The organism is Halomonas sp. LS-001 (assembly GCF_052983955.1).
Genome location: NZ_CM129816.1, coordinates 2,372,752 through 2,397,355, shown reverse-complemented (window position 1 = coordinate 2,397,355; position 24,604 = coordinate 2,372,752). Strand labels below are relative to the sequence as shown.

Sequence of the window (24,604 nt, the reverse complement as noted above, 5' to 3'; positions counted from 1 at the left end):
TTCCAGACCGACACACTAGCGAAGACGCTTACCGCATGACGCTTCTTGCCTTGGGAATTAATCATCGTACCGCCACGGTTGCCGTGCGCGAGCAGGTCGCTTTTACGCCGACGCAGCTTGAGTGTGCGCTGGAGGAACTGCGTAGTCTGCCACAAATCAGTGAAGCGGCGGTGCTATCGACCTGCAATCGCACTGAACTTTACTGCGTTACTGACATGTCGGGCGAGCAAACCGTACTTAAGTGGCTCGGTCGCTTCCATAATCTGCATGTGGATGAGCTGACACGCTGCGCCTATCACTATCTGGATGGCGACGCCGCCCGCCATTTGATGCGGGTAGCCGTGGGGCTTGACTCCATGGTGCTCGGCGAGCCGCAGATTCTGGGTCAGCTCAAGGATGCCTATCAGCAGGCTCGCCAGGCCCGTGGCCTGGGCGGTGAGCTGGAACGCCTGTTTCAGCATACCTTTGCCGTTGCCAAGCAGGTACGTACTGAAACGGGAATCGGCAAAAATCCGGTGTCAGTTGCTTATGCGGCGGTCAGTATGGCCAGCCGTATCTTTGACGATTTCAGTCGTTCACGCGCCTTGCTGATCGGTGCCGGTGAAACCATCGAGCTGGTTGCCCGCCACCTGACAGAAGCCGGGGTTCGCCAGCTAACCGTTGCCAACCGAACCCGCGAGCGGGCCGAGAAAATTTCGGTCGCCCTGGGCGGTGAGGCGATTACGCTGTCAGAAATTCCGGACGCACTTGAGCATGCTGATATCGTGATCTCGTCAACGGCAGCCCCTTTGCCCATCGTCGGCAAGGGGATGATGGAGCGGGCACTGAAAAAACGCCGCCATCGTCCTGTCTTTATGGTGGATATTGCGGTACCGCGTGATATCGAGCCAGAAGTCGGCGAACTGGCGGATGTCTTCCTGTATACCGTTGATGATCTTGAAGAGGTCATCGAAGAAAACCGTCGTCATCGTCAGGTGGCGGCGGATCAGGCGGAATCCCTGATCGAACATGGTGTCAGCAGCTGGCAGCATGAGCGACGCGTGCGTCTTGGCGGGCATCTGATCCGCGAATACCGTCAGCATGGCGAAGCCTTGCGTGACCTGTCTCGTGATCAGGCGCTGGAGCGTCTGGCCCGTGGCGAAGACCCCACTGCCGTGATTGAGCGCCTGGCTCACCAGCTGGCCAACCGCCTCATGCATCAGCCGACGCAATCCATGCGTGATGCCGCCTCGATTGAAGAGCATACACTGCTGGATGCTGCGCCACGTTTATTGCTGCCTGCCAAAGCTGCTTTTGAAACCCCACCTGCCGCCAAGCGCCGCCAGAAGGATAATTCACCCGCATGAAAGAGACGCTGCGCCAACGACTGGATAGTTTTGTTGAACGTTTCGAAGAGCTTTCGCTGCTGCTATCGGAACCCGATGTGATTCACGATCAGAAATGCTTTCGTGATTACTCCCGCGAGTACGCCGAGCTGGGGGAACTGGTGTCCCATTGGCAACGCTACCGTGATATTGAAGGTGATATCGATGCCGCCGAACAGCTGATGCGCGACAGCGACGCTGATATGCGTGAGCTTGCCGAGATGGAACTGTATGAAGGTCGCGACAAGCTTGCCTCGCTTGAAATTGATCTTAAACGTCTATTGATACCCAGAGACCCTGATGATGGCCGTGGGGTGTTTCTCGAGGTTCGGGCGGGTACCGGAGGAGATGAAGCTGCGCTGTTTGCTGGCGACCTGTTCCGCATGTATTCCCGTTACGCGGAAAACCGCGGCTGGAAAGTAGAAGTCGTGAGCGCTAGCCATGGTGAGATGGGCGGTTATAAAGAAATCATTTCACGCATCAAGGGCGATAGTGTCTATGCGCGGATGAAATTTGAGTCCGGCGCGCACCGCGTTCAGCGGGTGCCTGCGACCGAGTCCCAAGGCCGTATTCACACCTCAGCCTGTACGGTTGCGGTGATGCCGGAAGTTGACGACGTGGGGGATGTTGATATTAACCCCTCTGACCTGCGCGTAGACACCTTCCGCTCGAGTGGCGCGGGCGGGCAGCACGTCAACACCACCGATTCGGCGATTCGCATTACCCACTTGCCCAGCGGTGTAGTGGTGGAATGTCAGGAAGAGCGTAGCCAGCACAAAAACCGGGCCAAGGCCATGTCGCTGCTGGCATCGCGACTCAAGCAGAGCGCGGAAGATGCCCAGCGCCAAACCCAGGCCGATGAACGGCGTTCTCTGGTAGGCTCCGGTGACCGCAGCGAACGTATTCGTACCTATAACTATCCTCAGGGACGGATTACCGATCACCGCATCAATCTGACGCTTTACAAGCTCAATGAAGTGGTCAGCGGTGAGCAGCTGGATGACGTGATTGAACCCTTGATTCATGAGTATCAGGCTGAGCAGCTGTCAGCCTTGCAGGGTGGCGAATGACCCTGGATGGATTGCTGGTGCAGGCCGCACAACGTTTACGTCAGGCCGGGTCAAGTTCCCCGCGGCTGGATGCTGAAGTGTTGCTGGCAGACTGCCTTGGCCGAGACTGTACCTGGCTTTACACCTGGGGAGATCGTCACTGCGATCATTGGTCGCAGGCACGTTTTGATGCGCTGGTGGCAGCGCGTGCTTCCGGCATGCCCGTAGCCTACCTGACGGGTGAGCGTGAATTCTGGGGGTTGGCGTTGATGACCTCCCGCCACACGCTGATCCCGCGCCCGGATACCGAGACTCTGGTTGAAGCGGCCCTTCAGCGGGCGCCTGGTTCCAAGGGCCAGTTGCTCGACCTTGGCACCGGCACCGGCGCCATTGCGTTGGCGTTCGCCAGCGAGCGCCCGGGATGGCAGGTGGTGGGTGTGGATATTCGCCAGGAAGCGGTTAGCCTGGCGCAGCGTAACGCCGAGCGCCTGGAAATCAATAACGTAACGTTCCTGCAGAGCGACTGGTTTGAGGCGCTGGCGCAAAACCAGACCTTTTCAGCCGCCGGTGACAGGGCGTTTGATCTGATCGTCAGTAACCCTCCCTATATTGCGGAAAATGACCCTCACCTTGCTCAGGGAGATGTCCGCTTTGAACCACGTTCTGCATTGGTCGCTGCCCAGCAGGGAATGGCCGATCTGACTCATCTGGTTCATTCTGCCCGTTCATTTTTGCGCCCCGAGGGCCAGCTGCTGCTCGAGCATGGTTTTGCCCAAGCGGCCAGGGTTCGTCAGGCGTTTATTGAGGCGGAATATCAGAACGTTGAAAGCCTGCATGACCTGGCAGGCCAGGAACGGGTTACGCTTGGGAGTTTATGACATCGTCGTGATGCTTTGACTGGATCTTGCCATGAAACCCAAAAATAGAATGCTTGACCGTATTGATCTTAAAATTCTGCGTTCTCTACAGGATAACGCGCGTATTTCCTATGTGGATATTGCCGCCGAAGTGGGGCTTTCCACCACGCCCTGTCTGGAGCGCGTGAAACGCCTGGAGCGCTCAGGCATTATTCGCGGCTATCAGGCGCTGCTTGATCCCCAGGCGTTAAAAGCCAATTTGTTGGTGTTTGTGGAGATCAGTCTGGAAACCCAGTCGCCCGCTGTGTTTGATGAGTTTCGACGTTCAGTGGAAAAACTGCCGCAGATTCAGGAGTGCCATCTGGTCTCGGGGCAATTTGACTACATCCTGAAGTGCCGTATTCCCGAGATGTCCGCTTACCGTCAGCTGCTGGGAGACGTGGTGCTGACGCTGCCCGGCGTTAAAGAATCCAAAAGTTATGTGGTGATGGAAGAGGTGAAAGAGAGTTTTAATCTGCACATACCTGATTTCGAGGAATTTGAGGATAAGTAAGCCGATGATGGATGATCAGTCCCTGCTTCGCTACAGCCGCCAGATTATGTTGCCCGAGGTGGATATTGAAGGTCAGGAGCGCCTGCGTAACGGGCATGTCCTGATTGTCGGTGCCGGTGGGCTCGGCTCTCCCGCAGCGCTTTATTTATCTGCCGCTGGGGTGGGGCGAATCACCATTGCGGATGCCGATACGGTTGAGTTGTCCAACCTGCAGCGTCAGATCGCCCACCGGCAGGCAAGTATTGGCGAGAATAAAGCCTGCTCGGCAAAAGCCAGCATGCAGGGACTCAACCCTGACTGCGAAGTGATAGCGGTGGAGGAGCACGTAGAAGGGGAAGCGCTGATGGCGCTGGTGGCATCGGCGGATGTGGTGCTGGACTGTACGGATCGTTTTTCAAGCCGCTATGCCATTAATGCGGTCACTCAACAAGCGGGCGTGCCGCTTGTCTCTGGGGCCGCCATTCGTTTTTCCGGTCAGTTAGCGGTGTTTGATCCGCGTCATCCGCAATGCCCCTGCTATGCCTGCCTGTATCCTCCCGATGATAGCGGTGATGATGCGTTGAGCTGCGCGGAAAGCGGCGTGATGGCCCCGTTAGTGGGGTTGATTGGCTGTTTTCAGGCAATAGAAGCGTTCAAACTTCTCAGCGGTGCTGGCCAGACCCATCAGGGCTTATCCACCTTTGACGGCTTAAGTGGTCAGTGGCGGCACTTTCAGGTCCGGCGTGACCCGCAGTGTCAGGTGTGCGGCTCAACCGTTGATAAGGGTACTTAAACGACAGAATGCCCGCTGGGCAGCGGGCATTCTGTCAGACGTTCACGTCGCTGAGCCGTTCAACGACGCGTCAATGGCCAATCAATGACGAATCAGGTAATCAAAGGCACCCAGTGACGCCTTGGACCCTTCCCCCATGGCAATGATGATCTGTTTGTAGGGCACGGTGGTCACATCACCGGCAGCAAATACGCCGGGCACTGAGGTCATGCCGTGAGCATCAACGATGATTTCGCCGCGCGGTGACATCTCGATGGGCGAGTCTTTCAGCCATTCCGTGTTGGGTACCAGGCCAATCTGAACAAAGATACCTTCCAGCGTGATGGTTTTGATCTCATCGCTGCTGCGGTCTTTATAGATAAGTCCGTTGACGCGCTTGCCGTCGCCGGTGACTTCGGTGGTTTGAGCGTTGAGAATGATATCGACGTTGGGCAGGCTTTTGAGCTTTTTCTGCAGCACGGCGTCTGCGCGCATTTCACCCATAAACTCTACCAGGGTGACGTGACCGACAATGCCCGCCAGATCAATGGCCGCTTCAACGCCAGAGTTACCCCCGCCGATCACGGCAACGCGCTTGCCTTTGTACAAGGGGCCATCACAGTGAGGGCAGTAGGCCACGCCTTTGTTGCGATACTCCTGCTCACCGGGTACGTTCATTTCCCGCCAGCGTGCGCCGGTGGCCAGCACCAAGGTTTTACTTTTCAGCTTGGCGCCGGATTCGAAGGTGATTTCGTGCAGGTCACCTTCAATGTCAGCCGCGGTCAACGTCGTGGCGCGCTGAAGGTTCATGACATCAACGTCGTATTCCTTAACGTGTTCTTCCAGGGCGCTGACCAGCTTGGGGCCTTCGGTATGGCTGATTGAAATGAAGTTTTCAATACCCATGGTATCAGCAACCTGACCACCGAAACGTTCTGCGGCAACGCCGGTGTTAATGCCTTTACGGGCAGAGTAAATGGCCGCTGAGGCACCGGCAGGGCCGCCGCCAATCACCAGCGTATCAAAGACCGCTTTTTCGCTGAGCTTTTTCGCCTCGCGTTCAGCTGCCCCTGTATCGACTTTAGCCAGAATCTGTTCCAGGCTCATACGGCCCTGGTCAAAGGGTTTGCCATTCAGGTAAATGCTGGGCACTGACATGACTTCTCGCGCTTCTACCTCATCCTGAAACAGGGCGCCATCAATAGCGGTGTGGCGAATATTCGGATTGAAAATGGCCAACAGGTTAAGCGCCTGAACGACATCGGGGCAGTTCTGGCAGGAAAGTGAGTAATAGGTCTCGAACAGCATGTCGCCGTCGAGCGACCTGATCTGATCCAGAATCTCATCCGAGGTTTTTGGCGGGTGGCCGCCGACCTGGAGGAGTGCCAGCACCAATGACGTGAACTCGTGACCCATCGGAATACCGGCAAATACCACGCCGGTCTCTTCGCCAGGGCGGTTAATCGCAAACGATGGCGTGCGGCTATCCTGGCCATTGGTATGCAGCGTGATCTGTTCGCTCAAGCCGCTGATGTCTTCCAGCAGGCCAAGTAATTCCTGTGACTTGGCACCGTCATCAAGGGACGCAACGATCTCGAACGGTTGAGTCACTTTTTCCAGATAAGCTTTCAACTGATTTTTTAAATTGGCGTCCAGCACGATAGTGGCTTCCTCTTAGTCTGACGAATATGGTTCTGATAAATATGTTTCTGATGAATATGGTGCTGACAAAAAAACACCCGGGTTCAGTGCCCGGGTGTTGCGTCGCCATTTGGAACGATTCCTGTCTGGCAACCATCAGTCTGTGGCACTGATAAGCCGTTTAGATTTTGCCGACGAGGTCCAGAGACGGAGCCAGTGTTTCTTCGCCTTCTTCCCACTTGGCCGGGCAGACTTCGTTCGGGTTTTCACGAACGTACTGAGCGGCTTTAACCTTGCGCAGAAGCTCTTCAGCGTTACGGCCGATGTTGCCCGCATTGATTTCGACAATCTGGATTTTGCCGTCCGGGTCGATAACAAAGGTGCCACGCTCAGCAAGGCCTGCGTCTTCGATCAGGACTTCAAAGTTACGAGAAATCTTCAGCGTAGGATCGGCAACCATTGGGTACTGAAGCTTATTGATCGTTTCAGAGCTGTCGTGCCAGGCTTTGTGGGTGAAATGGGTGTCGGTTGAGACACTATAGATTTCAACGCCCAGCTTTTTGAAAGCGTCGTAATTATCCGCCAGGTCACCAAGCTCCGTTGGGCAAACGAAGGTAAAATCGGCCGGGTAGAAGAAGAATACCGACCACTTGCCCTTGAGATCCGACTCATTCACGTCGATAAATTCACCGTTCAGGTACGCAGTCGCTTTAAACGGTTTTACTTCAGTATTGATCAAAGACATTCAGAAAATCTCCATTTATGAGTGAATGTTGGTAAGAAAAACTAGTGACGATAGTAGCGAAGTACGACCAATGGCTAAAATTGTAAAAAACCATCCGCTTGATAGTGCAACGCTATAAACGCTTTCTGCAAACGTTTGGCTATCTCACAGGTGGGGGCAGGAAGACGTGAATACAAGAAATTTCCACATAAACTTGCGATAGTTGTCACTGCACCGCAAAATTTGCTCGGCTGGCATCATCGCTCAGGCGGTGCCTCACATTTTGCCGTAAGCTTGGCAGAAATTTATGACGGTCGTGTATGACTGATGTGTATGAAATAGTTGTTAACTAACTGTTTTTTGGATGACGAATGGTAAAAAGGAGTCGTAAGATGAGGAATCTTCACAAACTTTCAGTGGCCGTTACGGCTATTTCTTGTGCCGTAGCGGCTGTGAGTGCTCAAGCAAATGAAGTGCGCGTCTATAACTGGTCAGATTATATTGCGCCTGAAACGCTGGAAAAATTTACTGATCAGACTGGCATCGATGTTGTTTACGATGTGTTCGACAGTAATGAAGTGCTGGACGCTGCGTTGCTTTCCGGGCGCTCTGGCTATGATGTCGTGGTTCCTTCTACCTATTACCTGACACGTCAGATCAAGGCCGGTGTTTACCAGGAACTTGATCACGAAAAACTGCCCAATCTGGAAAATCTCGATAACCAGTTGCTGCAAAGTCTGGATGTTGTCGATGAAGGTAGCCGCTACTCAGTGCCTTACATGTGGGGCACCAACGGGATTGGCTACAATGTTGAGCGTGTGACTGACATCCTCGGTGATGATGCGCCTCTCGACAGTTGGGCATTATTGTTTGACCCGGAAATTACTTCCCAGCTTGCGGAAGCCGGTTGCGGGCTTTCAATGCTGGATTCCGGTTCCGAAATGCTGACGCCAGCCCTGGCGTATCTGGGCCTTGATCCGCATAGCAATGCAACGGAAGACCTGCAGGCCGCCGGAGATCTGATTGCATCGGTACGCGATGACCTGACCTACTTTCATTCCTCACGCTATGTAACGGATCTTGCCAATGGCGATATCTGCGTGGCGGCAGGTTACTCCGGCGATGTTTTCCAGGCAGCAGATCGCGCCGAAGAAGCGGGCCATGATTTCACGATTGCCTACACCATTCCGAAAGAAGGCGCCGAGCTGTGGTTCGACATGATGGGCGTGCCGGCCGATGCGCCAAACCCGGATAATGCGCACGCCTTTATCAATTTTATTCTCGAACCGGAAATTGCCGCCGAGATTACGGAATATGTCCGTTACGCCAACCCCAACGCGGCGGCAGATGAATTTTTATCCGATGAAATTCTTAACGACCGGGCGATTTACCCAAGCGATGAGGTGATGGAAAACGTTTATGTGGTGGCAGCAAAACCGCAGGACGTTCAACGCACCCGCACCCGTATCTGGAACCGGGTTAAATCCGGGCGCTGATTCTGTTGTTGTGTTACTTCCAGCGGGCTGCTAATCAGCCCGCTTTTCTTGTTTGTTACCTTGGGTAGTGTCTGCGTTACGTCGCAGATATCGTGATGGGGGAAGGCATGGTTACAACACCCTTGCCAGATGAAGCTGCTGGATTGCCGAAAACTTCAAGTGATAGCACCGCGCGTGCGCCCGGTAAGGCTCCGCGTTTTCGCGAGGATATCGTGCTGGAAGTTAAGCGCCTGACCAAGCGTTTTGACGATGCGGTGGCGGTAGATGACGTCAACCTGCAGGTAAAGCGTGGAGAGATTTTTGCGCTGCTCGGCGGGTCCGGTTCGGGAAAATCGACGCTGCTGCGAATGTTGGCAGGGTTTGAGACGCCCAGTGAAGGGCGAATCGTGCTGGATGGCACCAATATTACGCAGATGCCGCCGCATAAACGCCCGATCAATATGATGTTTCAGTCCTATGCACTGTTTCCCCATCTGACGGTGGCACAGAATATTGCCTTTGGTCTGAAGCAGGACCGTCTACCCAAGGAAGAAATCGAAGCCCGCGTTACCCACATGCTTAAACTGGTGCATATGCACCGCCTGGCCAAGCGCAAGCCCCATCAACTTTCCGGTGGCCAGCGTCAGCGGGTGGCGTTGGCCCGCTCATTGGCCAAACGGCCGAAACTTCTGTTGCTTGATGAACCCATGGGCGCGCTGGATAAAAAGCTGCGTACCGAGATGCAGCTGGAAGTGGTCGAAATTATCGAGCAGGTAGGCGTTACCTGCATCATGGTGACGCATGACCAGGAAGAAGCCATGACCATGGCGGACCGTGTGGCTATCATGAGCGATGGCTGGATCGAGCAGGTAGGGTCACCGGTAGACATCTATGAAAGCCCGGCCAGTCGTATGGTGGCGGAATTTGTTGGCACCGTGAACATGTTTGAAGGCGAAATTACCAAAGATGCGGCAGATCACTGCTACATCGTGTCACCTGATCTGGAACGCCCCCTCTATATTGATCATGGCATTACCACTCAGGCTGACAGTCGCCGGGTATGGGCGGCGTTACGTCCCGAGAAAATCTGGCTGACCCGCCAACAACCCGAAGGCGATTACAACTGGGAGCAGGGCAAGGTCGAAGATATTGCCTATCTGGGGGGCTTTTCGCTTTATTACATCCGTACTTCTCGTGGCCAGCTGATCAAGGTGAGTATGGCGAATACCGAGCGGCGCGGTGACCGTCCCACCTGGGAAGACTCGGTATACGTCTATTGGCAGGATCATAGCGCCATCGTGCTGAATCGCTAGGAGGCCATCATCATGTTGCCTATCAAGGCCAAAGCCTGGCTGAAGCAATGGAAGCTGGGGCGCAGAGCCGTTATCGCGCTGCCGCTTCTGTGGTTGACCCTGTTCTTTCTGATGCCTTTTGCGCTGGTGCTGAAAATCAGCCTCTCTGAGGCAGCGATCAGCATACCGCCCTATGGGCCACTGGTTGAATATGCGGATCAGACGTTAAATGTCTTTCTGAACCTGGGCAACTATCTGTTTCTGTTCAGTGACTCGCTTTATGCCGCGGCCTATTGGGGGTCAATCAAGACGGCCTTTGTTGCCACTGTTGTCTGTCTGCTGCTTGGGTATCCCATGGCCTATGCCATGGCGCGGGCGCCGTCACGCTGGCAATTGATTCTGTTGCTGCTGGTGATGCTGCCATCGTGGACGTCGTTTCTGATCCGGGTTTATGCCTGGATGGGAATCCTGAGCAACAGTGGCTTGATTAATAATACCCTGCTATGGATGGGCGTGATCGAGACGCCATTACAGATGATGAATACCCAGTTTGCGGTGATCATCGGCATTGTCTATGCCTATCTGCCGTTTATGGTGCTGCCGCTATATGCCCATCTTTCGCGGTTGGATAATGCCTTGCTGGAAGCCGCTTCCGACCTGGGGTCGCGGCAGATAAATACCTTCATCAAGATTACTTTGCCGCTTTCCACCGGGGGCATCATTGCCGGTTCAATGCTGGTGTTTATTCCTGCTGTCGGAGAGTTTGTCATTCCTGAGCTGCTTGGTGGGCCGGATTCGCTGATGATTGGTAAGGTGCTGTGGGAAGAATTCTTCCTTAACCGTGATTGGCCGGTTGCCTCAGCGCTGGCAATGATCATGTTGCTGTTACTGCTGATACCGATTGTGTTCTTTCACCGTTATCAGTCGCGGGAGCTGGAACAATGAAGCTTTGGCAACATCGGCCGACCTTTACTACCGTCATGCTGGTGATCGGCCTGATATTTCTCTACCTGCCCATGCTGGTGCTGGTGGTGTATTCGTTTAACGAATCCCAGCTGGTGACGGTATGGGCGGGGTTTTCGCCCAAATGGTATGGCGAGCTATTTGCCGATGAACAGATTCTCTCAGCGGTGTGGACCAGTCTGCGGGTTGCCTTCCTGGCCGCCAGTATGGCCGTGTGCCTGGGGACGATTGCCGCCTTTGTGATGACCCGCTTTGGCAAATTTCGCGGAAAAACAGCGTTATCCAGTATGGTGACGGCGCCGCTGGTTATGCCTGAAGTGATTACGGGGCTTTCGCTGTTGCTGCTGTTTGTGCAGATGGCACAATTGATCGGCTGGCCCGCGGACCGGGGTATGGCGACAATCTGGATCGCTCACACGACCTTCTGCAGTGCCTATGTTGCCATTGTGGTGGCTGCCCGTTTGCGGGAAATCGACCGTTCCATTGAAGAAGCTGCCATGGATCTGGGCTCGCCGCCGATGAAAACCTTTTTCACGGTGACTTTGCCCGTTATTTCACCGGCACTGGCGGCTGGCTGGCTGTTGGCGTTTACCCTGTCGCTGGATGATCTGGTGATTGCCAGCTTCGTGTCTGGCCCGGGGGCAAACACCTTGCCCATGGTGGTGTTTTCTTCGGTACGCATGGGGGTTTCACCGAAGATCAATGCGCTGGCTACCCTGATTATTCTGGTGGTCTCGTTAGCCACGCTGATTGCCTGGTTCTTGATGCACCGTAAGGAAAAAAAGCGTCGGCTGGCGCTGCAGCGTGCTGAGGGTTAATAACGGGAAGGCTGGTTGAGTGCCTAGAGCACATCGTCATCGCGACCTACGCGCACCTGTTCGAGCTCGCCAGTGATCAGGGAAACACTGATCTCCAGTTGAATCGGGGCGCAGCAGCGTTGGCAGTCTTCCCAGGTGGTATGGCTGCCCTGAGACGCATCAACCAGCAGGGTCATCGGTGTTGCGCAGTAGGGGCAGTCGATCTCATAAGGGATCAAGGCATCATCATTCATTGCTGGTCTCCTTATATCAGACAGAGCGGGCAGCGTTCGGCGTCGGGAAACACTGTGCAGAGGCGCGCATCTGGCCATTGAATGGGTTAGGATAATGATTGAACATTGTTTAATAGAGTGAGGATAGCATGTCTTTTCGTTTTTTGATGGCCGCTGCGGCCCTGTCGCTTCCCTTTGCTGCCCAGGCACAATCCCCTAACGTGATGCCGGGGCAATGGGAGTTTACCAGCGTTACCCAGATCCAGGCGGATGTGGATATTCCGGATCAGACAGATACCGAACGCCAGTGCATTAGCCAGGAAGAGCTGGACAGCGCAGACTTCGGATTTATCGCTGAAGAAGAAGGCTGCGAGCTTTTGGATCAGTCCATGGATGTTGACGGGCTTTCTTACAGCATGGTCTGTCGTGCCGACGAAGGTGAAGCCAGCATTGATGGTGAAATGCGCTTTATGGGCGAGCGTATCGAAGGTGACATTGAAATTGTCACGGAATCGCCGATGGGCGCAATGACCATGAGCACGCGTATTGAAGGCGAGCATCTGGGCGATTGCTAACGCTGCCATACAAAAAAACCGCCCTGTTGGCTGCTTGTAGCTGACAGGGCGGTTTTTTTACGGACAGAAGATCAACAGGCCTTAATGGTTGTCAGGTGCTGATGTTTCCAGTTCACGTTCCAGTTGATGGCTGACGGCATTGGGTGAACCAGTGCGGCGTGCCAGCAGATCATAGGCAACCGGTACAACAAACAGCGTAAACACGGTGGCAGCACCCACGCCTGCCATGATGACGGTGCCAATGACCAGGCGTGATTCCGCGCCGGGTCCTGTTGAAATAATCAGCGGAATAGCGCCTGCCATGGTGGTTACCGCCGTCATGAGAATCGGGCGTAGGCGAGTGGTCGAGGCTTCGATCAGCGCTTCCCGGAAAGCAAAGCCCTGGTCGCGAAGCTGGTTGGTGAACTCCACAATCAGAATACCGTTTTTGGCGGCAAGCCCGATCAGCATGACCAGACCCACCTGACTATAAATATTCAGTGACTGCCCGGTGACGTACAAAGCAAACAGCGCACCACTGATTGCCAGGGGAACGGTCAGCATGATGACAAAGGGATGGACAAAACTTTCAAACTGCCCGGCCAGTACCAGAAAGACGACCAGCACGCCTAATACCAACAGGAAGGTTGTGGCACCACTGGCTTCCTGATAATCCCGTGAGGCGCCTTTCACATCGGTCTGCGCTTCGGCGGGGAGCACCTCGGCAACGGCGTTGTTGAGGTATTCCAATGCTTCGCCTAATGGATAGCCTGCGGCCAGATCAGCCTCAATCGTTACTGCCCGCAAGCGGTTATAGCGGTTGAGGTTACTGGGGCCGGCAAAGTCCGTCATGCTCACCAGACTGGCGAGGGGAATCAGCTCGCCGGAACGGGCCGAGCGCACCTGAATATTTTCCAGCGAGCGCGGACTCGGGTTGGCACCGCTTGCGGCTTCGAGAATAACGTTATACTCCTGACCTCTGTCCACATAACGGGTGACGCTACGCCCACCCAGAAGAGTTTCCAGAGTGCGGCCAATTTCGGTAACGGTGACACCGAGGGCAGCTGCGCGGGTGTAGTCGATATCCACTCTTAATTGAGGCTGGTTTTCTTCAAAATCGCTTTCCAGTCCGGTTAAACGCGGATTATCGGATTCAATATGCGCAATCAGGGTGTCACGCCACTCGGCCAGCTGTTCGTAGGTGCCGCCACCCAGCACAAACTGAACGGGTTTCTCTGCGTTTGAGCCAAAGCCCTGACGCATGACGGGGAAAGCGCGCACTCCCGGTAAGTCTGCCAGCGACTGACGGACCTCCTGCATGATAGGCCAAGCGCTGCGGCGTTCGCCCCAATCCGCCAGATTAACGATGACAAAACCACCGTTAAAGTTTTCGATATTGCCCCAGCCCCGAGGTGCCCGTACCAGCACGCGCTCGACTTCACCTTCATCCACCATGGGCAGCATGCGGGCTTCAATTTCATTCATGTAGTCGAGCATGTAGGCGTAGGTGGCCCCGGGCGGGCCATTAACGAGCACGAAGAAATTGCCACGGTCTTCCTGAGGCGTGTACTCATTGGGAAGCTGCTCGTTGAGCCACAGCATAGCGCCGATCAGGGCGAAAAAGGCGACAACGACTAGCCAGCGTAGCGCTAACACACCGGTTAACAGGCGTCGGTAAAGCTGTCGTGAAAAATCCAGTAATGCCTGAACGCCACGGGCGATCATACCGTCATGCATATTGGCAGTGAGAATCTTCGAGGCCATCATCGGGGTCAAAGTGAGGGCTAGAAGGCTGGATAATGCCACGGCAGCGGCCAGCGTCAGCGCAAATTCCGAGAACAGACGGCCAATATCGCCCTGAAGAAAGCTCAGTGGAACAAAGACGGCAATGAGCACCAGGGTAGTGGCGATGACCGCAAACGCTATCTGACGCGAACCGCGATAAGCGGCCACCAGCGGTGTTTCGCCATATTCCTGCATGCGTCGGTGAATGTTTTCCAGCACCACAATGGCATCATCGACAATCAGCCCGATCGCCAATACCAGGGCAAGGAGGGTTAGAAGGTTAATGGTAAAGCCCATGATCGCCAGTGCGGCAAAGGTGCCTATCAAGGCAATGGGAACCGTCACCGCCGGAATGAACGTGGTGCGGATATTGCCAAGGAAAGCGAAAATGACCAGAACCACCAGCCCCATGGACACAAACAGAGTGATGATGACTTCCTTGATGGCGCCGGAGACAAAGACGGAGGCATCGAAATTCATGCTGAGCGACATGTCATCCGGTAACGTTGCCTGAATCCGGGTCATGGCATCCTGAGCCCCCTGGGAAATCTCCAGTACGTTGGCCGTTGACTGTTTCATCAGGCCAAGCCCGACCAGGGGAATGCCATTGCCGCGAAAGATGGTGCGCTCTTCCACAGAACCGATCTCGACCCGAGCCACATCGTCAAGACGAATCAGGTAGCCGTTATCACTTTCCGCCAGCACCAGGGAGCGGAAGTCTTGCGGGGTGTTGAAATTACGCGGCAAACGCACGATGAACTGGCGTTCTTCAGACTCGATAGCACCGCCAGGCAGCTCAACGTTCTCTGCACGCAGGGCCTGTTCCACATCGCCTGCTGTCAGTTGACGGGCCGCCAGGGCGTCGGCATCCAGCCACACGCGCATGGCATATTCACGGCCACCCCCCACACGTACCTGTGACACGCCGGGCAGTACAGAAAGCTGGTCAACCAGGTAACGGTCAGCGTAATCAGTGAGTTCAGCCATGCTGTAGTTTTCGCCGGACAGACTCAGCCATAACACCACATCAGAGCTTGAGTCCGCTTTCTGTACCTCCGGTGGGTCGGCCTCATCCGGCAAGTTATCGAGGGAGCCGGAAATCCGGTCGCGAATGTCGTTGGCGGCGGCATCAATATCCATATCAAGGCTGAATTCAACATTGATGCTTGAACGACCATCCTCGCTACTTGATGAAATCACTTCGATGCCTTCGACGCCCGAAATGCGGTCTTCAATCAACTGGGTGATGCGGGTTTCAACAATGCTGGCAGAGGCACCGGGATAGCGGGTATCTATGCCGACGACGGGAGGGTCGATGGACGGATATTCCTGCAATGGCAGGCGTTGCAGAGCCAGTAAGCCGAACGCCACGATCAGGGCGGCTAATACGGTTGCCAGCACGGGCCTTTGGACAGAAATGTCTGAAAGTCGCATTAACGTGGCTCCTCGCGGCGGAGCAGCTCGGCAATGCTAGTGGTGTCATCAATAATGCCCAGAAGATCTGGCTGCTGGCCTTCGCGAACGCGCTCCGTACCATGCGCCACCACCAAGTCACCCTCTTCTAGACCACTGATAATCTCAACTTCCCCTTCACGGCGTGATCCTAATTCGACTTCCTGCCAACTGACCCGATTGGCATCTTGCTCATCCAGCTTCCAGACAAAGTGATTCTGGCCTTCTGGCACAATAGCTGACTCAGGAACGACCATTGCCGAACGGGCAGTGGGAGCGAGGGTGACTTGCATCAGCATGCCGGGGCGAAGGTTTAGCGAGGGATTGTCGACCACGGCACGAACCGTAACACTGCGAGAAACCGGGTCGACCCGAGTGCCGACGGTGGCAACTTCTCCCTCGAACACATCCTGTGGGTAGGCGGCGCTGGTTGCCGTCAGTGACAACCCTGACTCAAGCTGGCCAAGGTAGACCTCAGGAAGGTTGAAGTCGAGCTGCATGATATCCAGCTTATCCAGCGTCACCAATGACATGCCTGGTGTCACCAGTGCCCCCAAGCTGATGTTGCGAAAGCCCATGCGTCCGCTGAATGGCGCTGTCAGCCGGTAGTTGGTCAAGCGGGCTTCCAGGGCATCGGCCTCGGCGCTGGCTTGACGCAGGCGGGCCTGATTATCTTCAACATCGGCACGCGCCGAGAGGTTGCGCTCCTGAAGTTGGGTGACGCGGTTGAGCGCGTTGCGACGTTCGTCCTGCAAGGCTCGGGCGGCTCTAAGTTGCGCCTGTTCTTCGGTATCATTGAGCTGAACCAGCAATTGTCCGGCTTCCACCAGTTCTCCATCGCGGAAATTAATCTGCGTGATGGTGTCGGTCACTGTGGCAGACAGTGTAATGCTTTCATCTGCATCCAGAGTGCCGAGCGCTTTTATTGGGTCGGACCAGGACGTCAGGGCCACTTTTGCTGCAATGACGGGAGGAGGTGATTGTGCCCACGCAGAGTGGCTGATGATGACCGCCATGCAAAGCAGTGCCAAGGAAGACAAAAAACGTGGCTGTCGCCGCAGAAAGTGGCATCGATAGCGAATCATAAAGGTCAGAGCGCCTTGGGAATGGATAATGGCAACGGATTATAAAGGGTTTTCTTAAATGTCAGTCTAAAATACCCGTCCGTTAAGGCCGGGATCAGTATTTATACATATACGTAAGTTATACTATAAAAGCGTATGTGTACATTTTTTGTCGGGTATTTCAGTGCCTGCTCCAGTGTGATGGCGCTGGAGATTCTCGGTGTAACTGGTACCCTGATCAGCCTTTGAGCGATTTTGCTTAAAACTGTTCGCTTAGAACCGTTCTTCTTAAAACCGTTCTGCTCAGTGCTGATTTCGTACTCGGCAGGCCATGTTTTCACCTTTACCTTATTATCTCTTTGACAGGAACCTTGCGATGACCCAGGTTGCCACTAACCATGTCGCCACAACCTATGACGTGGTTGTTATCGGTGCCGGTGCGGCTGGGCTGATGTGTGCGGCACAAGCAGGCTATGCCGGCCGGCGGGTTGCTCTGTTGGACCATGCCAACAAGGCAGGAAAGAAAATTCTGATGTCGGGCGGTGGCCGTTGCAATTTTACCAACCTGGGCACGACACCACAGCACTTTTACTCGCAAAATCCTTATTTCAGCATTTCGGCGCTTAAGCGCTATCGTCCGGAACATTTTGTGGAACTGGTCGAGCGCCATGGCGTTGACTATGTCGAAAAAGCGCCAGGACAGCTGTTTTGTGCTTCTTCTGCCAAGGATATTGTTCAGGTGCTGCTGACCGAGGCGCAATGGGCCGGTGTTGATGTGCAGTTGAAAACCCGTATTCATCGTCTGGAGCGTGAGGGAGAAGGTGTCTGCCTTGAAACCTCCCTGGGGCGTATCAGCGCCGGGGTGGTGGTAGTCGCGACGGGAGGGCTGTCGATTCCGACGATGGGGGCCAGTGGCTTCGGTTATGAGATTGCCCGCCAGTTTGGTCTGGAAGTGCTTCCTACGCGCCCCGCCTTGGTGCCGTTTACATTGAGTGATCCCTGGAAATCACGCTGCGCCTCACTCTCCGGCGTTAGCCTGGATGTCGATGTGCAATGCGGCGAACGGCATTTCAAAGAGCCGATGCTGTTTACCCACCGTGGTTTATCAGGGCCATCCATGCTGCAGATTTCCTCATTCTGGCAACCGGGGGAAACTCTGAGTATCAACTTATTGCCCGACGAAGATGTGGCAAGCAGTCTAAGAGAGGCGCGCGAACAAACGCCTAAACGCAAACTTCAGACCTGGCTGGGTGAGCGGTTTCCCAAGCGGGTTGCTCAGGCACTAACGCAGTGGTATGGCGCTGAACATCAGGAAACGCCCCTGGCCCAATACAGTAATGCCCAATTGGATGAATGGGCACAACGTCTCAACCGCTGGCAATTAAAGCCTGCTGGCACAGAGGGGTGGCGAACGGCGGAAGTGACGCTGGGCGGCGTGTCAACGGATGCTATCTCATCGCGGGATTTCAGTGTTAAAACACTTCCCCAGTTACGTTTCATCGGGGAAGTGCTTGATGTGACAGGGGAACTTGGCGGCTATAATTTTCAGTGGGCATGGGCCAGCGGCGTTGCCTGTGGGCAGGCGTGTTAGAGACAGAACGCACACAACTAGCGAGTGAGGTGACGCACTCTTTTGGCGACGGCATAGCCCGCCAGTGCCTTTTTACCCAGAGAGGCCAGGCGGCCAGGGTGACGGGCAAACCGCCAGACAAGAACACCACCAAGCAGAAAAAGTGGTTTCCTGAAGCGCATCACTTGCTGCCAGGTGGCATCAATCGGCGCCGCAGCACGTTGAAGGCGCAGGCTATCGACCATGATGTCGATACGTTGCTGTTCAAGCGTTTGCAATAATGCCTGCTTGCGTTCACTCGTCGACAGGTTAGCCGATAAATCCGGCGGTATTTTAGCGCTTGTTTTCGGCGTTGGCATCCTGTTCAAGCTCCAGCAGGGCGCGGTCGGTTGAGAATTGCTTGAGCGTTTCTTTAAACATTGTATGCTGCCTGGCCTTACGAATCGCGGTGAGCGCGAGTATCAGGCTGATGGTAATCAACACACCGGCACTAATGGCGATAGCGGCAATGCGGTAGGTATCCCAGAACAGTATGATGACCAGCGCGGTAAGTGTGGCGACACCCAGCAGCAATAGCACCAGGCTTGCACCGGCCAACAGCATCAATGTGAGCAGACGTGCGCGTTCTTCTTCAAGCTCCAGTACCGCTAACCGCAAACGCGTCTCGCCATTGGCGAGAAGCGTTCTCAGCAAGCGCTTGGCCGCGTCGAACGTGCGTTGGCCAGGCCCTGATGCCATTATTTACGTCCGAGCAGAAGACCCACAACAAGCCCTGCGGCTGCGCCAATACCAATGCTGGTCCAGGGGTTTTCATGCACATAGCGATCACAGCTATCCGCCTGGTCGGAAAGCGCGTCACGAGTGTCGGTGTAAATACGTTCGCCACGGGCTTCAAGGCGGGCGCGCGTTTCCTTCAGGCTGCGCTCAGCGCGGTTTCGCAGGTCGCGCATCTCTGAGCTGGCATCTTCAGACGTCGCGTTGACCAGTTCCTCAACCGTTTCAGTGAGGTGACGCAGATCGTTTTTCAGCTGTTCGGATTGATCCGCATATTTTGATGAATGTTTGCTCATAGTCGTATTCCTGTTATGGGTGATAAATAATCATGTTGCCTGATGATGTCAGGGTAACACTCGCTCCACCTGAGACAACACCGCTCTTTACCGGTTCAGTCCGGTCGGCGTGAATAGTGGGTTCAAGCTGAAACCCAGGCTGAGGCGATGAACGCGGTGATCATAATCAATCAGGCTCTCACCGTATCCATAATAATATTGCACGTGGGCGCGTAAGCTGTTGAAAACAGGCCAGCTGTAGTCAATCTGGGCGCCATGATTGCCAGCGCTTGGGTTGCCGCGCCACTGAGCAATAATTTCATGGTCATCATTCAGGCGTTTGGCCAGGCGCAGATCGCCATAGCCCATATAGCGTTCAATATCCGGATTGTCATCTTCGCTTTCCTCCTCAGGGACACGCCAATGAGGAGCTAGCACAAATGCCCAATCGCCACGCTGAAAAGTGCTTTCCGCATAGACGCGGTTCCAGCTGCGGGAAAGGTCTCCTGAGCGACCATTAGATTCATGGTTGATCGCGATACGATTACGGGTGTTCACCCAACCCAGGGCACTCCAGGCATTGTCAAAATCGATAAATAGCTCTGGCTCATAGTTTGTCTCACGAAAAGGCGATGAGGCATCTGTATTATAGGCTTGCCACCAGCTACGTTGTGAATAGCCAAAGTAAAGGTCGCCATGATTCGCAAGCAGACCCTGAGCAATGCCGACCTTAACGCTCAGCTGGAATTTCAGCTCGTTTTTATTCGGCGGGTCATTCGGATCAATCTGGCGAAAACTATCATGGTTGGGGTTGGTGTTGTAGCTCACCGGCAGTAGATAATTGGTGCGATGCGTGGTGATGGCAAAAGGGTTGCGGTTAGAGGCCTGCTCCAGGTCGCGGCGCTCATTGAGATCATCGATGGCAATGTTTTGAGGTAATGAATGCGGCTGAATTGCCTCACTTTCATTAACATTTGGGGTCGTTGCTTCCGGCCAGGTTTCCAGCGCTTGCTGTAACACGTCGAGTTCGTTGTTAAGTGCCTTGATGCGTGATTCAATTTCTGCTCGATTGGTCGGTTGGGCATGAGCCGCCATATCGGAGGCTGCCATGCTCAATATAGCGATTGGCACAACGTACAAAAACCGTCGAAGTCGAGAGACCATTTTAATGACTCACTAGCAGTAAAACAGACATAGTAGCGCTTTTTATAAGGTTCTGTCTGCCAGAGTGTCAAAGCAACCTGTATAAGCATCACTTAATGCGATAGAACCAGAAATTGCGATGGTTTGGGCCTATTGATAGCGACATTGACAATGTTAACTTGAGCGATCACGCCCCGCCTTTTATGAGGAACTCCAGGTGTCAGAAATTTTCAAGCTGCGACGTACCGGCGGGTGGATGCTACTAGCGTTTATCCTGCTGATCAGTATCTTTTCTACGGCGATGGCGCTTGAGGTAGATGGTGTGCCTGACCGTGAGGTGTTAGTAGAACAGCTTGCGGCGCTGGAAGCCACAGAGGGTGAACTTAGTGCCCAACAGGTGCGCGATAAAGAGGCGTTAGAGGCCACGGTTGCTGCCTATGACCGGTTGATTGCACTGGAAGAACGCCAGCGCACACTGGAACAGCGGGTGGATCGGGCACCCAATGATCTGGCAGCCTTAGAACGTGAGTTGGCGCAACTGGAAGACAATGATGCGTCATCGTCGATGATGCAGCTTAATGATCAGTCGTTGTCTGAACTGGAGGTCAAGCAGGCACAGGCCGTCGCGAAGCTGCAACGCTTACAGGATCAGTTGGCGGACATCAATGCACAGTTACTGTCTGCACAGACGCTGCCTGAGCGTGCTCAACAAGCCATTGCGAGCGCCCTGCAGCGTGTCGAGCGTTTACGTCGTGAGCAGGATGCCAGTGAAACACTGCAGGATGAGACGCCGCTGAATGCCAATAATGCTCCAGGATTGATTCAACTGCGCCTGGAGCGCGTACTTGTCGAGCGGGAAGTCGCGTTTCATCAGCTTGAGCTGAGTACCAACAGCCGTTTGCGTGAAATTGCCCAGCAGCGTCGTGACCTGATCATGCTGCAGGTGTTGCATCAGGAAGAGCGGCTTGAAAGGCTGCAAAGTGTGATTGATCGAAAGCGTCGCCTTCAATCTGAGCAGGCCATTGCCGATGCCGCGCGGGATAATTCCCTGATTGGTGCGGGGCATCCCTTGGTCACACGTGCCCAGGAAAACAATCAGACGCTTAGTCAGGAGCTTCTGCGCGCCACTGACCGTGCCAACAGCGTTGTGCGTGAAAATATCGATACCCAGCGGCAGTTGGAATACACCCGCCAGTTACAGCGCAGCCTCAACGAACAGATTGATGCCATCCGCGGCAGTCAATTACTTTCACGTATACTTCGTGAGCAGCGCCAGTCTCTGTTAACGGTAGCCGACCGACGTGCTTTGAAGGATGAAATTGCGGACCTGCGACTCAAACAGTTCGAACTGATTCGTCAGCGCGACGAGCTTCGCTACAGCGACCAGCTAGCCTCCAAGCGGCTGGCAGAGGCAGGGCTTGAAGAAAACACTGAGTTAAAGGAGGCGTTGATACGCCTTTATCAATCTCGCCGCGAACTGGTTGAACAGCTTGAGCAGGCCTACGGCACCTTGTTGAGTGCCGCCATTGAGCTACAGCTCAATCATCAGCAATTGGTGAGCATTACCACGGATCTGCGCGCCACGATCGACGAGCAGCTGTTCTGGGTTGCCAATAGCCGACCATTGGACATGAACTGGCTGCGTAGCCTGCCATCAGCGCTGCAAGATGAATGGTACTCGGGCGAATGGCGAAATGTTATTTCGACTCGGCTATCCGTTGGCTCCTGGTCCATTCTCCAGGGGGTACCCCTGTTTTTGCTGGCGACGGCTCTTTTCCTGTTTCGTCAGCGTATTAAACGGCGGCTAGGTGAGCTGCATGCTCAGGTAGGACGGCTTAAAAGCGATACCCAGCTGCATACCCCCAAAGCAGTGGCTTTAAACGCTCTGCTGGCATTGCCCAAGCCCAGCCTGATGGCAGGTTTCGGCCTGCTGTTGGGGTTCCAGGCGCTATTGCAGGTAGCTTTACTCTGGGCTGTTATCGCCTGGGGACGGAGAATTCTGGTCGTCACTGGCGTGGCCGAGCAACACTTCAAATGGCCTACTGGCTACATCAATCAACTACGTTCGCTGTTGGGGTGGCTGGGTGTCGCCATGGTGCCAGTCGTCGCGATTGCGGCCATGGCAGAAGACATTCAGACACCGCTTGCCATGCGGCCGGTGGCATTCGCATTGTTGACCGTAGGGCTGGCCTTGATGAGTTTACTGCTGGTGAAACTGGTCATGGCGCACCTGCCTTTCTTCGGTCTGCGCTTGTTTCGCCTGGCACTGGGGTTTGGTATGGCGGCTGTGCCACTGATCATGCTGGGACTAGTCGCATGGGGATATGAATACACTGCCCTCAAGCTGATCCAGCGTTTTGTCGTTACCCTGTATATCCTGGGAATGTGGATTGCCGTGGAAGCTACTGTTGTACGAAGCCTGGCAGTCGCCGCGCGTCGTCTGGCCTATCATCGCGCTCTGGCCAGGCGCACGGCGCTGATGCAGGAAAGCGGAGAAGGCGGGCTCGAGGTGGTAGAAGAACCGCCGCTGGATATGGAGCAGATCAATGCTCAGTCGTTGCGGCTTTCCAAACTGATCCTGCTGATTGCTTTCAGTGCGCTGATTTATGGCGTATGGGCTGACCTCTTGGGCGTGCTGAATTATCTGGATCAGGTGGCATTGCTGAATCTTTCTGATGAGCCGCTGGTCGAAAATGTTCTGTCAATTTCTGATTTTTTCACGGCGCTGTTTATTGTTGCAGTGATGACCATCATGGCGCGCAACCTGCCAGGGTTGCTGGAAGTGATGGTGTTATCGCGGCTGTCACTCAAGCAGGGCAGTGCCTATGCCATTAGCTCCTTGCTTTCCTACACCATTGTCGGGGTTGGTGTCGTAATGTCGCTGTCTGCCATGGGGGTTTCATGGGACAAACTGCAGTGGCTGGTGGCGGCCTTGAGTGTCGGCCTGGGGTTTGGTCTGCAGGAGATCTTTGCCAACTTTATTTCGGGCTTGATTATTCTGTTCGAGCGCCCGATTCGTATCGGCGACACCATTACGATTGGGAATTTACACGGCACGGTTAACCGTATCCGTATCCGTGCGACAACGGTGACAGATTTTGATCGTAAGGAAATCATTATTCCCAACAAGACCTTTGTGACCGATCAACTGATCAACTGGTCCCTGTCGGATAATATCACCCGGGTAGTGCTGACCTATGGCGTCGTTCACGGCTCGGATCTCGCCATGGTCAATAAATTATTGCACCAGGCAGCGCATGAAAATCATCGTGTGCTAAGCGACCCGGAACCGCAGGTGTTCTGCCTTGACTATGGGGCGTACAGCATGAACTTCGAACTGCGTATTTTCGTCAATGACATTATGGATCGGCTGTATGCGGCGGACGAAATCAATTGCCGGATTGATGACCTGTTTCGTGAAGCCAACATCCGCGTGGCATTCGAGCAGATAGATGTCTGGCTGCACAATGATCATTCAGCACCGGTACAGATACAGTCAGTCTCAGCGAAAAAGCCGCAGATTTCCAAAGATTAACGTTTGACTGCATGAAGCAGGAACTCCCGATTACCATCGCTGCCGGTAATCGGGCTTTCCTGCCAGTGCAGCACCTGTAGGCCATTGTGGGTACAGGCATCGCGCAATTTACTTTCAACCTCGGTGAAATGTTCCGGGTTGCGAACAACGCCGCGTTTATCCATGGCCTGAGGGGTTAATTCAAACTGCGGTTTGACCAATGAGAGCAGCTCGCCGCCTAGGGGAAGTAGTACCGCAATCTCTGGCAGTATCAGCGTCTGGGAAATAAACGAAACATCCATGACGGCAACATCAATTGGCGTACTGTGTAGCTGGGAAATAACCTCGCGCTCCTGGCTCATCCGGCGGGCATTGATGCCTTCCAGACAGATCACGCGAGGGTCATCGCGCAGTGAACTGTCCAGTTGCCCATGGCCCACCTCAATACCAATGACCTGCGCGGCTCCAAAACGTAAGGCGCAATCACTGAATCCGCCTGTTGATTGGCCGATATCCAGCACGGTGCTGGCATCAAAACGCTTGTCAAGCGTGAGTAGAATGGCTTCCAGCTTGAGCCCCGCACGTGACACATAGCGTTCTTCCGGGTCTTCCGCCACCTGAAGGGGGGTGTCATCAGGCAGCTTTTCACTGGCTTTAATGAGCGTTTTTTGCGTATCCAGACGCGTAACGCGCCCATGGCGGATAAGCCGCTGGGCGCGAGTACGTGAGGAGGCCAGCCCGAGGCTGACCAGTAACTGGTCGAGTCGTAGCATG

General features: G+C 54.6%; 22 protein-coding genes. 12 read left to right on the top strand and 10 right to left on the bottom strand.

What is annotated here, in order from left to right:
• Positions 1–35 precede the first annotated feature (35 nt).
• Genes hemA through ACU6TU_RS10855 form a run of 5 tightly spaced genes read left to right on the top strand, consistent with a single transcriptional unit; the run spans position 36 to position 4,595 of the window.
• The gene (hemA, locus tag ACU6TU_RS10875) at positions 36–1,346 is read left to right on the top strand and encodes a glutamyl-tRNA reductase (RefSeq protein ID WP_447141439.1); all 1,311 of its coding nucleotides are present in this window, start codon (positions 36–38) and stop codon (positions 1,344–1,346) included.
• Complete coding sequence (prfA, locus tag ACU6TU_RS10870) at positions 1,343–2,434, top strand: peptide chain release factor 1 (RefSeq protein ID WP_447141438.1); 1,092 nt, start codon at positions 1,343–1,345, stop codon at positions 2,432–2,434. The genes hemA and prfA overlap by 4 nt, the downstream gene beginning before the upstream one ends.
• Positions 2,431–3,291: a peptide chain release factor N(5)-glutamine methyltransferase gene (gene prmC, locus ACU6TU_RS10865; protein WP_447141437.1), complete on the top strand. Its 861-nt coding sequence runs from the start codon at positions 2,431–2,433 to the stop codon at positions 3,289–3,291. Before prfA ends, prmC begins: the two co-directional genes overlap by 4 nt.
• A 31-nt stretch (positions 3,292–3,322) precedes the next feature.
• The gene (locus ACU6TU_RS10860; RefSeq protein ID WP_447141436.1) at positions 3,323–3,823 is read left to right on the top strand and encodes an Lrp/AsnC ligand binding domain-containing protein; all 501 of its coding nucleotides are present in this window, start codon (positions 3,323–3,325) and stop codon (positions 3,821–3,823) included.
• Positions 3,824–3,827: 4 nt separating this feature from the next.
• Positions 3,828–4,595: a HesA/MoeB/ThiF family protein gene (locus tag ACU6TU_RS10855; protein ID WP_447141435.1), complete on the top strand. Its 768-nt coding sequence runs from the start codon at positions 3,828–3,830 to the stop codon at positions 4,593–4,595.
• A gap of 81 nt (positions 4,596–4,676) precedes the next feature.
• Here the strand turns inward: ACU6TU_RS10855 and ahpF are convergent, their stop codons facing one another.
• Positions 4,677–6,233, bottom strand: a complete 1,557-nt coding sequence (gene ahpF, locus ACU6TU_RS10850) for an alkyl hydroperoxide reductase subunit F (protein ID WP_447141434.1) — start codon at positions 6,231–6,233, stop codon at positions 4,677–4,679.
• A 163-nt stretch (positions 6,234–6,396) separates the two neighbouring features.
• Positions 6,397–6,960 (bottom strand): alkyl hydroperoxide reductase subunit C, encoded by a 564-nt coding sequence (gene ahpC / locus ACU6TU_RS10845; protein ID WP_447141433.1) that lies wholly within the window; start codon positions 6,958–6,960, stop codon positions 6,397–6,399.
• A 371-nt stretch (positions 6,961–7,331) separates the two neighbouring features.
• Between ahpC and ACU6TU_RS10840 the strand changes: the two genes are divergently transcribed.
• The 4 genes from ACU6TU_RS10840 to ACU6TU_RS10825 all read left to right on the top strand — a co-directional run bounded on the left by ACU6TU_RS10840 (position 7,332) and on the right by ACU6TU_RS10825 (position 11,487).
• Positions 7,332–8,435 (top strand): polyamine ABC transporter substrate-binding protein, encoded by a 1,104-nt coding sequence (locus ACU6TU_RS10840; RefSeq protein WP_447141432.1) that lies wholly within the window; start codon positions 7,332–7,334, stop codon positions 8,433–8,435.
• 107 nt (positions 8,436–8,542) lie between these two features.
• The gene (locus ACU6TU_RS10835) at positions 8,543–9,727 is read left to right on the top strand and encodes an ABC transporter ATP-binding protein (RefSeq protein ID WP_447141431.1); all 1,185 of its coding nucleotides are present in this window, start codon (positions 8,543–8,545) and stop codon (positions 9,725–9,727) included.
• Between the two features lie 12 nt (positions 9,728–9,739).
• Complete coding sequence (locus ACU6TU_RS10830) at positions 9,740–10,651, top strand: ABC transporter permease subunit (RefSeq protein ID WP_447141430.1); 912 nt, start codon at positions 9,740–9,742, stop codon at positions 10,649–10,651.
• On the top strand, positions 10,648–11,487 hold the full coding sequence (locus tag ACU6TU_RS10825; RefSeq protein WP_447141429.1) for an ABC transporter permease subunit: 840 nt from the start codon (positions 10,648–10,650) through the stop codon (positions 11,485–11,487). The genes ACU6TU_RS10830 and ACU6TU_RS10825 overlap by 4 nt, the downstream gene beginning before the upstream one ends.
• Before the next feature lie 23 nt (positions 11,488–11,510).
• Here the strand turns inward: ACU6TU_RS10825 and ACU6TU_RS10820 are convergent, their stop codons facing one another.
• The gene (locus ACU6TU_RS10820; RefSeq protein WP_447141428.1) at positions 11,511–11,720 is read right to left on the bottom strand and encodes a CPXCG motif-containing cysteine-rich protein; all 210 of its coding nucleotides are present in this window, start codon (positions 11,718–11,720) and stop codon (positions 11,511–11,513) included.
• A gap of 128 nt (positions 11,721–11,848) precedes the next feature.
• On the opposite strand from ACU6TU_RS10820, the gene ACU6TU_RS10815 reads away from it, so the two are divergent.
• Positions 11,849–12,274: a DUF3617 domain-containing protein gene (locus tag ACU6TU_RS10815; protein WP_447141427.1), complete on the top strand. Its 426-nt coding sequence runs from the start codon at positions 11,849–11,851 to the stop codon at positions 12,272–12,274.
• An 81-nt stretch (positions 12,275–12,355) separates the two neighbouring features.
• Here the strand turns inward: ACU6TU_RS10815 and ACU6TU_RS10810 are convergent, their stop codons facing one another.
• Together ACU6TU_RS10810 and ACU6TU_RS10805 are read right to left on the bottom strand one after the other, a co-directional pair.
• Positions 12,356–15,472, bottom strand: coding sequence for an efflux RND transporter permease subunit (locus tag ACU6TU_RS10810; protein WP_447141426.1), 3,117 nt, complete (start codon positions 15,470–15,472; stop codon positions 12,356–12,358).
• Positions 15,472–16,575: an efflux RND transporter periplasmic adaptor subunit gene (locus ACU6TU_RS10805; protein WP_447141425.1), complete on the bottom strand. Its 1,104-nt coding sequence runs from the start codon at positions 16,573–16,575 to the stop codon at positions 15,472–15,474. Before ACU6TU_RS10805 ends, ACU6TU_RS10810 begins: the two co-directional genes overlap by 1 nt.
• Positions 16,576–16,930: 355 nt before the next feature.
• On the opposite strand from ACU6TU_RS10805, the gene ACU6TU_RS10800 reads away from it, so the two are divergent.
• A complete protein-coding gene (locus ACU6TU_RS10800) occupies positions 16,931–18,145 on the top strand; it encodes an NAD(P)/FAD-dependent oxidoreductase (protein WP_447141424.1) in 1,215 nt (404 codons plus the stop codon).
• Positions 18,146–18,162: 17 nt separating this feature from the next.
• On the opposite strand, the gene ACU6TU_RS10795 is transcribed toward ACU6TU_RS10800, so the two are convergent.
• The 4 genes from ACU6TU_RS10795 to ACU6TU_RS10780 all read right to left on the bottom strand — a co-directional run bounded on the left by ACU6TU_RS10795 (position 18,163) and on the right by ACU6TU_RS10780 (position 20,283).
• Positions 18,163–18,483, bottom strand: coding sequence for a YqjK-like family protein (locus ACU6TU_RS10795; protein ID WP_447141423.1), 321 nt, complete (start codon positions 18,481–18,483; stop codon positions 18,163–18,165).
• Positions 18,458–18,862 carry a phage holin family protein gene (locus ACU6TU_RS10790; protein ID WP_447141422.1) on the bottom strand — a complete coding sequence of 135 codons (405 nt, stop codon included), beginning with the start codon at positions 18,860–18,862 and terminating at the stop codon, positions 18,458–18,460. The genes ACU6TU_RS10795 and ACU6TU_RS10790 overlap by 26 nt, the downstream gene beginning before the upstream one ends.
• Positions 18,862–19,194 (bottom strand): DUF883 family protein, encoded by a 333-nt coding sequence (locus ACU6TU_RS10785; RefSeq protein ID WP_447141421.1) that lies wholly within the window; start codon positions 19,192–19,194, stop codon positions 18,862–18,864. Before ACU6TU_RS10785 ends, ACU6TU_RS10790 begins: the two co-directional genes overlap by 1 nt.
• An 87-nt stretch (positions 19,195–19,281) precedes the next feature.
• Positions 19,282–20,283: a phospholipase A gene (locus ACU6TU_RS10780; RefSeq protein WP_447141420.1), complete on the bottom strand. Its 1,002-nt coding sequence runs from the start codon at positions 20,281–20,283 to the stop codon at positions 19,282–19,284.
• 289 nt (positions 20,284–20,572) lie between these two features.
• Here ACU6TU_RS10780 and mscK point away from each other — a divergent pair, with 289 nt between their 5' ends.
• Entirely contained in the window at positions 20,573–23,851 is a 3,279-nt protein-coding gene (gene mscK, locus ACU6TU_RS10775) for a mechanosensitive channel MscK (protein ID WP_447144230.1), read from the top strand.
• Here mscK and ACU6TU_RS10770 read toward each other — a convergent pair.
• Positions 23,848–24,603 carry a TlyA family RNA methyltransferase gene (locus tag ACU6TU_RS10770; protein WP_447141419.1) on the bottom strand — a complete coding sequence of 252 codons (756 nt, stop codon included), beginning with the start codon at positions 24,601–24,603 and terminating at the stop codon, positions 23,848–23,850. The two genes, mscK and ACU6TU_RS10770, sit on opposite strands and share 4 nt — an antisense overlap.
• Between the last annotated feature and the right edge of the window lies 1 nt (position 24,604).